The organism is Actinomycetes bacterium, assembly GCA_036510875.1.
In the GTDB taxonomy this organism is placed as follows: domain Bacteria; phylum Actinomycetota; class Actinomycetes; order Prado026; family Prado026; genus DATCDE01.
The window spans coordinates 1-8,966 of sequence record DATCDE010000169.1; the positions used below are offsets into that span (position 1 = coordinate 1).

At 70.0% G+C, this 8,966-nt stretch carries 4 protein-coding genes; 3 read left to right on the plus strand and 1 reads right to left on the minus strand.

Translation table 11 applies throughout. The features are described from left to right. Window positions 1-1,643 precede the first annotated feature (1,643 nt). The 3 genes from VIM19_09850 (at window position 1,644) to VIM19_09860 (ending at window position 8,249) form a co-directional block, all read left to right on the plus strand. A complete protein-coding gene (locus VIM19_09850; protein ID HEY5185183.1) occupies window positions 1,644-3,368 on the plus strand; it encodes an activator of (R)-2-hydroxyglutaryl-CoA dehydratase in 1,725 nt (574 codons plus the stop codon). Beyond that, window positions 3,365-6,796 carry a BadF/BadG/BcrA/BcrD ATPase family protein gene (locus VIM19_09855; protein ID HEY5185184.1) on the plus strand — a complete coding sequence of 1,144 codons (3,432 nt, stop codon included), beginning with the start codon at window positions 3,365-3,367 and terminating at the stop codon, window positions 6,794-6,796. Before VIM19_09850 ends, VIM19_09855 begins: the two co-directional genes overlap by 4 nt. Before the next feature lie 1,171 nt (window positions 6,797-7,967). Continuing rightward, window positions 7,968-8,249, plus strand: coding sequence for a hypothetical protein (locus VIM19_09860; protein ID HEY5185185.1), 282 nt, complete (start codon window positions 7,968-7,970; stop codon window positions 8,247-8,249). Between the two features lie 140 nt (window positions 8,250-8,389). On the opposite strand, the gene VIM19_09865 is transcribed toward VIM19_09860, so the two are convergent. Beyond that, the coding region (locus tag VIM19_09865) for an ABC transporter permease (protein ID HEY5185186.1) at window positions 8,390-8,966 on the minus strand (577 nt) is incomplete at its 5' end.

Below are 8,966 nucleotides of genomic sequence, written 5' to 3' on the forward strand. Positions count from 1 at the left end.
CGGAACTCGGGTGCCGCTCGTTGTGCGCCAGCTGCACGTACCGAACCTCGGACCCGTCCTTGTTCCGACGCGCGATCGTCCGCAGGTACATGCCTGCCATCATGCCCCGAACCCCACCCGATCAAGCGCGACACGCCACAAGACGTGTGCCTACACGAAACCGGCGTTTGCCTGCCCATCGGGCGACCCATCGAGCCCGTGACCTGCGCAAACGTGCCGTCACATGCCCATCAAGATCGCTTATCTGCGGAACTCAGGGCTGGCGGCTCAGCGGATAGCGAACGCACCGTGTCCGACTACCCCAACGCCCCGGAAGCCGCAGCAGGCGGATCCACACTTAACTCCCACCGTGGCGAGCATCCGCTCCATCAGCCGATGACATCCCTCACACGTCCATGAGGCGCGTCATCACGTCGCTGACGGGAGCATCGAGCGGGGGGCTGACCAAACCCACGTCTTCCCGTTCCTCCGGTCCTGGAGCGCCCGATGCCGACACTACGTGCCGGTGGTCAGCGACTGGCGGGCAGCGGGGATCGAGAAGGAATGCACGCAGACTGGGAGTCGTTCTCAGGCGTCACTCGCGCGGCAGCCCGAGCCAACGGGGCGACGTTCGTGTCGATCTACGACGCGTTCAACGGACCTGGACACCAACAGGACTCCCAGGCGAGGGGCTACATCGGCGGTGATGGGGAGCACACCTCGTTGAAGGGTGCGACTGTGATCGCCGACACGTTCGCCGTCGCCGGATTCGAGCCGAACACGCCCGGACGTCATCTGCTGGAAGGCGGCGAGAGCCGTGCGGTTTGGAGGCCGAACACGCCGTCCCGAGCGAGCTCGCCCCCTACGGAGCTGAGCCGGCGCTAGCCCGGCGACCGCTGAGCCTCGGTCGTCTGGGGCGAGCTCGGGATGGACCGACGTGTCCTGGCTGAGGACGACCCAGCGACCGTCGAAGCCTGCCACGGCCGAGCTGGGAGACCGGCTGATACCCATCAGGGTTACCGCGGACGCGAGGTCCACGACCATGAGCCGGGCGTTGGCGTCACCCGGTCGGAGCACGGTGGTGGCGAGCGTTGCACCGTCAGGGGAGAGCGGGCGTGTCAGATGTTCCGTGTGAGGGGCTGACCGAGCCCCGGGCTGTAGGTCGCCGCAGGGTTCCGGCACCGGGATTGCAGGTTCGTCGACGACCTGCCCAACCCGGTCCCGGAAGATGAGGGTCAGGTCGCTGTGCGCTTGTCGGACACCACCCTCGAGGCAGCGAAAGCCGACGTATCGACCGCCGCCGTGGGAGTCCGGACCAGCGCCTTCGTCTGTCCGCTCCACCCCGCGGCTCAGGGCGATCTCGTCCCCGGATCGGAGGTCGCGTCGCACGAGGTCGAACACGCCGTCTGATGGACACTCGGCCCCATGGCCTACGTACGCGACCGCGGGGCCTGGGCCAGCGCTGGCCGGGACGACGATCACATCAGCGTCGAGAACCATCCGCGGCTCGGTAGCGCCCGCCGCGAGCCACCCGCGACCGGCGCGCCACCTCCGGCGACACCTCGCCGGGCCCTGGGGGAACGGCCGGTCGTGCGCTACGGTCGGACTCGTCCGGAGCACGCCGTGGGGAAGCGTGCGCTTGCCCCGAGCCAACGAGGAAGACGGTGGCCTCGACCGATCGAGCTCACGCCCGCGTGCCGGAGCAGGAGCTGCGGCTGCGGCTGGCGGCCGAGCGGGACCGCCTCGAGCGGGCTGCCGGCCTCGGACCCCGGCCGGCGCACTACCGCCGGCCCACCGAGCGCCCCTTCACGCGGGAGCACCGGGAAGCTGCGCGCATCCTGTTCTTCGGGCTGACCGCCAAGCACGAGCGGCTCATCCAGGCGGCGCTGGGCGGCCTCGGCCACGACGCCGAGCCGCTGCCCACCCCCGACGTCGAGGCGTTCCAGGTGGGCAGGGAGTACGGCAACAACGGGCAGTGCAATCCCAACTACTTCACCGTGGGCAGCCTGGTGAAGCACTTGCAGGGCCTCGAGGACCGGGGGTCCACCCGCCAGCAGCTGATCGACCGCTACGTCATGGTGACCGCGGGGGCCTGCGGTCCGTGCCGGTTCGGCATGTACGAGTCGGAGTACCGCCTGGCGCTGCACAACGCCGGGTTCGACGGATTCCGGGTCGCCCTGTTCGACAAGGACTCCGGCCTGGACCAGGTCGGTCGAGGGGCCGGCATCGACTTCGGCGTGGACTTCTTCCTCGCGCTGCTCAACGCCATCGTCGTGGGGGACCTGCTCAACGACCTCAGCTACCAGATCCGGCCGTTTGAGGTCGTCCCCGGGGAGACCGACCGGGTGATGGCGGAGTGCCTGGACCGGGTGGGCGAGGTCTTTGGGGACGGTCCGGCGGCGCCCTCGCGATGGCTGCGCCGGGCGGCCTCGGCGGTGCCGGGCAGGCCCGGTCGAGCCGACCAGGTCGCCGCCGTCGTGGCCCAGCTGCGCGATCCACGGTTCGTCCGGGTCCTCGGCGAGGTCAGGGACCGGCTCGGCGAGGTGCGGGTCGACCGCACGAGGGTGCGACCGGTGGTGAAGGTCACCGGAGAGTTCTGGGCGCAGACCACGGAGGGCGACGGCAACTTCCGGATGTTCGAGTTCCTCGAACGCGAGGGGGCCCAGGTGGTCGTCGAGCCGATGAGCACCTGGATCACCTACCTGCTGGCCCAGACCAGGCAGCGCAACCTCGACCGGCGGGGGATCGGGCCTGATCGAGCCGTCCGCGCCCGGGGCGACTGGCTCGGCCGTCTCGTCGACGACGTCCGGGTCCGGCGCGCGAACGCGCCGCTGGGAGTCGCCGAGCGGGCCTTTGTCCGCGAGTGGGAGCGCTACCGGAAGGCCTTGGGCGGCCAGGCCCACCCGCTGGCGGACCAGTACGAGCTGCAGCGCATGGCGCACCCGTACTACAACACGCGCGCCGCCGGGGGCGAGGGCCACCTCGAGGTGGCCAAGAACCTCTACTACTCCACCCACGGGCTGTGCCACATGGTCGTGTCGCTCAAGCCGTTCGGCTGCATGCCGTCCACCCAGTCCGACGGGGTCCAGTCGGCGGTGACCAGCCACTATCCGGACATGGTGTACCTGCCGGTGGAGACGTCCGGCGAGGGGGAGGTCAACGCGCACAGCCGGGTGCAGATGGCCCTGGGCGACGCCCGCGCGAAGTGCAACGCGGAACTGGAGCAGGCGCTGCGGGACACCGGACTCGGCCTGGACGACGTGCGCGAGGTCGCGGCTCAGCGCCCGGTGCTGACGCGCGCGACCTACCGGGTTCCCCGCGTCCCCGGGGTGGCGGGGACCGCCGCGACGTTCACGCGGCACGTGGCCGACCTGGTGGGCACCGGGTGAGCCGGGTCGCGGTCGGTCTGGACGTCGGGTCCACGACCGTCAAGGCGGTCGTCGTCGACGCGGCGTCCGGCGAGCTGCTGTGGGCTCACTACCAGCGCCACGAGACCCGGCAGGCGGAGCTGGCGCTGGAGCTCCTGGACCGGATCGAGGAAGCCTTCCCGGCGGCCCTGGAGGAGCGCAGCCTCGCTATCACTGGCAGCGGTGGTGCCGTTCTGGCGCCGCACCTGGGCGCCCGGTTCGTGCAGGAGGTCACCGCGGTCGCCCTCGCCGTCGAGGAACGCCACCCCGGGGCCGGCTCCGTGGTCGAGCTTGGTGGGCAGGACGCCAAGATCATCATCTTCCGACGGGACGACCGGACCGGGCGGGCGACCAAGGTCGCCTCGATGAACGACAAGTGCGCGGGCGGAACCGGCGCGGTCCTGGACAAGATCGCCACCAAGCTGCGGATCGCCCCGGACGACCTGACCGCCATGTCGTACCGGGGTGTCAAGGTGCACCCGGTCGCCGGCAAGTGCGGGGTGTTCGCCGAGACCGACGTCAACTCGCTGCAGAAGCTCGGCGTGCCGGCCAGCGAGCTCATGGCCTCGGTGTTCGAGGCCATCGTCGGGCAGAACCTGTCGGTCCTCACCCGCGGCAACACGCTGCGCCCCGAGGTGCTGCTGCTCGGTGGTCCGCACGTCTACCTGCCGGGGCTGGTGGATGCCTGGCGGCACAACATCGGGCGGCTGTGGGACGAGCGCGGGGTCATCGTCGACGACGAGCTCGACGCGGTGATCCGGGTTCCGGAGCACGCGCTGTACTTCGCCGCACTCGGCGCGGTCGAGCTGGGGCGTCGAGAGCCGGCCGGGGCGGTCCGCTACCGCGGCACGGGGCCGCTGCGGGAGTACGTCGAGGTGGGCCGGCTGGCGGAGAAGGCGAGGTCCGGGAGCCGGGCGCTGTCCGCCGACGACGAGGAGCTCGCGGCCTTCCTGGACCGCTACCGGCGCCCGGCGTTCACCCCACCACAGGTGCGGGCGGGGGAGGTGGTCGAGGCGTTCGTCGGGTTGGACGGCGGTTCCACCTCCACCAAGGCGGTGCTGCTGGCGGCGGACCGGTCGGTGCTCGCCAAGGCCTACCAGCTGTCCAAGGGCAACCCGATCGAGGACACCAAGGACGTCCTGTCCCGGCTGGAGGAGCAGATCGTCGGTCAGGGGGCCACCCTTCGGGTGCTCGGCGTCGGCACGACGGGGTACGCCAAGGACGTGCTGCGTGAGGCGCTGGGGGCGGACGTCGCGCTGGTGGAGACCGTGGCCCACACCCAGTCCGCGGTGCACTCCTACGGGGACGTGGACGTCATCTGCGACGTCGGCGGCCAGGACATCAAGATCATCATCCTGAAGAACGGCCAGGTGACCGACTTCCGGCTCAACACCCAGTGCTCTGCCGGCAACGGGTTCTTCCTGCAGTCGACGGCCGAGCTGTTCGGGGTGCCGGTAGACCAATACGCCGAGACCGCCTTCACCGCCGAACGGATGCCAACCTTCGGGTACGGCTGCGCGGTGTTCCTCCAGTCCGACATCGTCGGCTTCCAGCGCCAGGGCTGGCAGCCGGGAGAGATCATGGCGGGGCTGGCTGCGGTCCTGCCCAAGAACATCTGGCTGTACGTGGCGCAGATGCCCAACCTGCCGGGGCTGGGCCGCACCTTCGTGCTGCAGGGCGGCACCCAGCACAACCTCGCGGCGGTGAAGGCGCAGGTCGACTTCATCGAGGCCCGGTTCCGGGGCGAGGCGGACCGGCCCCGAGTGGTGGTGCACGAGCACTGCGGGGAGTCCGGGGCGATCGGCAGCGCGCTCGAGGCCATCCGGCTGTGGGAGGCAGGACACCGGACGACATTCGTCGGCCTTCCCGCCGTCCGCTCGCTCACCTACCAGACCAACCGCGGCGAGGACACCCGCTGCTCCTTCTGCAAGAACGCCTGCTTGCGGACCTTCATCGACGTGACGGTCGATCCCGCGCCGTCGGTTGGGAGAGTGTCGGTCGATGTCACGACCCGCTCCCGGCGCATCGTGGTCGGCAACTCCTGCGACCGCGGAGGCGTCGAGGACGTCGCCGTGATGCGGTCCATCAAGAAGGGGATGGATTCGGCCAAGGCCGCGTACCCGAACTTCGCCGAGCTGGCCGGGAAGGGGGTGTGGCGCTCCCGGCGGCCTCTTGTCGTCGCCGATCCCCCTGACACCGGCCGAATGACAGCGCGCCGAGCCCACCGCAACCAGTTGCTCGCAACGCGGGCCGGCCTGCGCATCGGGATCCCGCGCGCGCTGAACATGTACTCGGCGAACCCCTTCTTCTCCGCCTACTTCGAGTCTCTCGGGGTGCCGGCCCGCAACCTCGTCTACTCCAGTTTCACCAGCGACCGCCTCTACAGCGAGGGGGTCCGGCGGGCGTCGATCGATCCCTGCTTCCCGAGCAAGCTCGGCATCCCGCACGTGCACGACCTGCTCGTCGTGCACCATCGTCGGCACCCGCTCGACCTGGTGTTCTTCCCGATGATCGACGCGCTTCCCGCGGCACTACCGGGAACCGTGTCGTCCCGGGCGTGCGCCGCCGTGACCGCCACCCCCGAGGCCGTGAAGGCCGCGTTCATCAAGGAAGGTGACCTCTTCGCCGAGGCGGGCGTGCGCTACCTGGACCCCATCGTCGACCTCAGCGACGAACGTCTGTGCGAGCGCCAGATGTACCTCGCCTTCGTCGACGTCCTAGGCCTCACGCCGCAGGAGAACGAGCGGGCCGTGCGCGCCGGGTTTGCCGAGCTGGCCGCCTTCTGGGCCGAGCTGAGCCAGCAGGCCGGCGAGGTGCTCGATGAGCTGGAAGAGACCGACCGGATCGGGGTGGTCCTGCTGGGTCGGCCGTACCACGGCGACCCCGGGATCAACCACGGGATCCTCGACGACCTGCAGCGGGCGGGCTACCCGGTCTTCACCGCCGACACCCTGCCCACGGACGCCGACCTGCTCGACCGCCTCTTCGGCGCGGAGGTACACGAGGGCGCGATCGCCTCGCCCTTCGACCTGTCCGACGTGTGGAAGCACTCGTACTCGGAGAACACCTCGCGCAAGTTGTGGGCCGCCAAGGTCGCCGCCCGGCACCCCAACCTCGTCGCGGTCGAGCTGTCAAGCTTCAAGTGCGGCCACGACGCGCCCGTGTACTCCACGGTGCAACGGATCGTTCAGGACTCCGGCACCCCCTACTTCTGCTTCAAGGACATCGACGAGAACAAGCCCGCGAGCTCGATCCGGCTGCGGATCGAGACCATCGCGTACTTCCTGGAGCGCTACCGCAACGAGGTCGTGCTGCCCCGGCGGCAGCGCCGTGACGAAGTGGAGCGGCAGCTGGCCGAGTTCGAGGTGCGGCTCAGAGCGGAGCTGGGCCTGGTTCCGAGCCCCGGCTGACGTCGGCCGCCCGCGTGACCAACTCCACCGGATGACTGGCGCCCTGGACGGGGTTGGAGTTGACCCGCTCGGGGACACCTAGTGACTGCGGACCTGGGTTAGGCCGCAGCTGCTTGTGCAGTGTGTCGTGCTTCGAACTGTGCTGGCGAGATCTGGCCGAGGGCGGAGTGGCGTGAGGACCTTGTTGAATGCCGTGGTGGCGCGCACGCGTCGTTCCTGTCACGAGGCTTGGGTTGGCTTGGCAGCTCCGAAACCAAGGCAGCCGACGCGTTCACGTCCCGCGCCGGGACCATCCCAGGGCCAGACGCCTTACAGATCAAGCACGAGACCGCCGTTCCGCGGCGGCGCCAGCCCACGGGAAGCCGAGGAGTCCCAACTTCCGCGCGCCGCCGACAATGGTCCGTCGACATCTTGGACTCACGCCGGGACGATCTGGGTTCAGTCCCCCCATAGCAGTTCAGGGCATTCCGCCTCTGCCCACGCTCTCGATCTGAGATGGACCAGCAGGGCAGGAGGTCTCAAATTCTTCGGGATTCCGGAAGACCTGTCGGAGACGTGCCGCAAGTTGACAAGGTCGACCGGCGCATCGGGATTCCGGGGTATGGCGGAGCCCGTCGAGCAGCCGGACTCGCGTGACGTGGCTCGCGACCATGGCTGAGGCGACCGTGGCAAGCGTCCTAGCGCTGTGATGGCTGGGAACATCGGCACTCACGTCGCGGAAGGCGAAGAGCCGAAGGCGCCTTGCGCTTGCGAGCGCCTGTTCGAGGAGCTGGCCTGGCGTCTCACCCTCTTCCGGGGCCGCTCGTCGATGCAGCGGCTCCACAGATGCCACCCGATCGATCAGTGCGTGGCCGTCAGCGTCACGGTCCCAGACGAATTGAACGGATACAGCGGCTGTGGCGAGGTGTCCGGCGATGGTGCGCAGCATGGCGGCCTTGCCGTGATCGGTCTCGGAGAGTTTGGTGGCGATGGAGTTAGCCATCGGCGCGAGCTGTTCCGCGTATCCGGGAGCAGTGGCGAGGAGCTGGTGACGTGCCGAGGCTGTCCTGAGCGGGGCAGCCTCGGGGGTGCGGTCGACCGGTCCACCGCTGGTGAGATCTGTGTGGGTCGCTAACAGGTCTCGGCTGGCACCGAGGACGGTGCGTCTGGCCAGCAGGCGTGTGGGTGTCGGATGACGGAACGCGGCCCGCTCGGGGACGAGGCCGGCGGTGGTGAGCCCGAGCAGCCCGCGGGCCCGGGTGACCTGCTCGGTGACGGTGGCGCCGGCGAGCCGCCAGGCGGGGTCGGGGTCGGTGTTCCGTGGGCGGTGCGGGGGCTCGGCGATCAGGTCCGCGACGGCATCGTCCGCGCGCGCAAGACGGCCACGACAACCCCTGAGCGGGGAACGGGGGACAGCGAGGTCCTGTCGACAACCTTGAGGTCGACCGGTGGCTTGCTCATGCACCCAGGCTGACGACCGACCTTGCCACAATCGTTGCCCTTGACCGTGCCCGAACGCTTGCCCCGCGCCGGGACGTTCGTGCGTGACCCAGACGGCGACGACGGAGTGGCCGTGCCGCGCGCTGTGGGGACCGGGGTTCGTCGACGGGAGCGCTACTCCCAGCGGAACAGCAGGCGGGTCGCCGCCAGGGCGGCCAGAGTGAACGCGAGGACTGCGGCGGTGTCGGTGAGGCTCCAGGACAGTCCCAGCCACGGGTCCTGCATGAGCCGCACGGCGTAGGTGAGGGGGAGGGCGGACCGGATGCCCTGCATGGCCCCGGTGAGGACCTCCGGTGGCGGTCCGGTGCCGGAGAGCATCATCATCACGAAGAACGCGCCGAGACCGGCGCCGAGCGCTGCGCGGGAGGAGCCGATGCTGGCGAACAGCAGGCCGAGCGACCCGAACAGCGCCGCGCACAGCAGCCAGGCCAGCAGGAAGCCGGGCACCGATCGTGGGGCGTGGATGTCGTAGGTGAGGGCGGCCGCGAGGATGACCAGCCCACCGCCGACGAGGGAGACCACGAAGGAGACCGCGAACTGGGAGCCGAGGACCACCCAGCGGGGGGCGGAGGAGGCGCGCAGTCGGCGCAGCACGCCGTCCTCGCGGTAGCGGGCCAGGTGCACGGGCAGGGCGAGCAGGCCGACGGCGGCCCACACGAGGGCGATGTAGCCGGGCACGTAGAAGTCCAGC

Bases quoted from the DNA above. Each gene is read 5' to 3' on its own strand.
- VIM19_09860 (HEY5185185.1), top strand. From the start codon at position 7,968: ATGACGGAACGCGGCCCGCTCGGGGACGAGGCCGGCGGTGGTGAGCCC.